1 protein-coding gene is annotated in these 2,911 nt (G+C 59.2%); it reads left to right on the forward strand.

Annotation, left to right across the window (positions count from 1 at the left end):
* Window positions 1-2,823: Ig-like domain-containing protein (locus H7A81_RS26680; protein WP_220458128.1), on the forward strand; the 2,823-nt coding region annotated here is incomplete at its 5' end.
* Window positions 2,824-2,911 lie beyond the last annotated feature (88 nt).

A 2,911-nucleotide genomic window follows, 5' to 3' on the forward strand; every position in this document is an offset into this window, starting at 1 on the left:
GTACTGGCCCAGGGCTCGCACACCATTAGCGTGACCTCAACAGATGCGGCCGGTAACGTCAGTGGTAGCACCAATGCCACTGTCAACATCGACTCCGTGGCACCAACGCTGACCCTGGCGGCAGCCAATAACAACGGCAGTACGCCGGTGACGATTAACGCAGGCACCAGTACCAATGACAACACGCCTGCGCTGAGCGGCACCACGGAAGCGAACAGCGTCGTGAGAATTTTCGATGGCGGGGTGCAGATCGGTTCTGTGACGGCCAGCAGCACGGGCGCATGGACCTGGACTTCAACCACGTTAAGTGAAGGTTCGCATACCATCACGGCGACGGCGACAGATGCAGCGGGCAACGTCAGTAACACGCCATCTATTACCTTCACCGTGGATACTGTCGTCCCTAACACCGTCACTAACCTGGTGGTGACCAACGATGTCACCAGCACCACGGTACCAACCGGCGGTTCCACCAACGACAACACGCCAACCCTCACCGGTACGGCTGAGGCGAACGCGATTGTCACGGTGTATGACGGCACGACTGTGCTGGGGTCTACTACCGCCAGCGGCACCGGCGCGTGGAGCTTCGTCAGCCCGGTATTGACGAATGGTACTCACCCACTGAGTGTGACGGTGAAAGATGCGGCGGGTAACGTCAGCCCATCCTCAACACCGGTCACTATCACCGTGGATACCGTGGCGCCAAATACCGCAACGCTGGTGATCACCAACGATGTCACCAACACCACGGTCGCCAGCGGGGGTTCAACCAACGACACGACGCCAACGCTGAGTGGTACGGCGGAAGCCGGTGGTCGAGTGACTATCTATGACGGTACAACGACGCTGGGTACGGCTATCGCCAACAGTTCGGGAGTGTGGACTTTCACAACCTCGACCTTGACGCAAGGCTCGCACACCATCAGCGTGTCGGTCACGGATGCAGCCGGTAACGTCAGTGGCAGAACCAACGCCACAGTGGTTATCGACACCACGCCGCCGGCAGCGGTGACTCTGGTGGCTGCCAATAACAATGGCAGCACGGCGGTGACAATCCCGAACAATGGCGTCACTAACGACAGTACGCCACTGTTGAGTGGTACGGGTGAGGTCGGGGCTAAGGTCAGTATCTATGACGGTTCAATCTTGCTGGGCACCACCACCGTCGCCAGCAACGGTACCTGGAGCTTCATCTCCACCACGCTGAGCAACGGTAGCCATACGTTGAATGTCACCCAGACAGATGCAGCGGGCAACGTTAGCCCGAATGCCTCAACTGTGATGACCATCGACACAGTGGCGCCGAATGCGGTCACCAACCTGGTGATCACCGATGATGTTGGCGCGAGTCAGGGGCCGCTGGCCAATGGCGCAGTGACCGACGATGCGACGCCGACTTTGAGCGGTACCGCAGAAGCGAATGCCATTGTCACCATCTATGACGGTACAACGGTGCTGGGTTCAGTGACTGCCGGGACCAACGGTGCATGGACCTTCACCACGGCCACGTTGAGTAACGGTACCCATCCGTTGAGTGTCACGGTGACCGATGCAGCGGGTAACACCAGTGCGGCTTCTGCAACGGTCTCCATTACTGTGGATACCGTAGCGCCAGCGGCATCAACCCTGGTGATTACCAACGACATCACCAACACCACGGTGGCGAACGGCGGTTACACCAATGACACGACGCCAACCCTGAGTGGTACGGCGGAAGTGGGCAGCAAAGTGTCGATCTACGATGGCACGACGCTGCTGGGCACTGTGACAGTGGGCAGCAGTGGCGCATGGACCTATACCACGACGGTATTGACGCAGGGTAGCCACCCGATCAATGTCACCGTGACGGATCCAGCGGGCAACGTCAGCGCCACCACGTCAGCCACGGTGATTGTCGATAGCGTTGCTCCAGCGGCAGTGACCAGTCTGGTTGCGGCGAACAACAACGGCAGTACGGCGGTGACCATCCCGAACAATGGTTCCACCAACGACAATACGCCGCTGTTGAGTGGTAACGGCGAAGTTGGTGCGAAAGTCAGCATCTATGACGGCAGCACGCTGCTGGGCACAACAACGGTGGGCAGCAATGGTACGTGGAGCTTTATCTCCACCACCTTGAGCAATGGTACGCACACCATTAACGTGACGCAGACCGATGCGGCAGGAAACATCAGCCCAACGGCTTCTACCGTCATGACCATCGATACCGTGGCACCAACGGCGAGTACGCTGACCATTACCGACGATACCGGCACCACGCCGGTGACGCTGGCCAATGGTGCGTACACCAAAGACACCACGCCAACCTTGAGTGGCACGGCGGAAGTGGGTGCAATTGTCACCATCTATGATGGCGCGACCGTTCTCGGCTCCCTCACCGTAGGCAGTACCGGTGCCTGGACCTACACCACTGCGGTTCTGGCGAACGGTGCGCATCCGTTGACCACCACCGTTACGGATGCGGCGGGCAACGTCAGTACCGGCAACACTACGGCCACGGTGAACATCGATACCGTGGCACCGGTGGCGGTAACGAACCTGGCGATTAACTCGGCGGGTACCACCGTAACCGGTAATGGTGAAGTGGGCGATACGGTGACGGTGCGTGATGCCAACGGTAACTCGCTGGGTACCGCGACCGTGGGCGCTGCGGGCACCTGGTCGGTGACATTGAGTACCGCGCAGACCACAGGTGCTTCACTGTCGGTCATCCAGACCGACCGTGCGGGCAACGTTTCACCATCCACAGCGTTGACCGGGGTGATTCGTATTGTGGCCACCATGGTTCATATCACCTTACCGACGCTTTACGCAGATTAGCACGTCCTTCATCGCCTCTGACTGCCAGGGCATCCACCGTGTACGCTTAGTCGCTTAACCTCACAACCCACAGGCGTTTTACAACGCA

The organism is Pantoea sp. ME81, assembly GCF_903970985.1.
GTDB lineage: Bacteria > Pseudomonadota > Gammaproteobacteria > Enterobacterales > Enterobacteriaceae > Pantoea > Pantoea communis.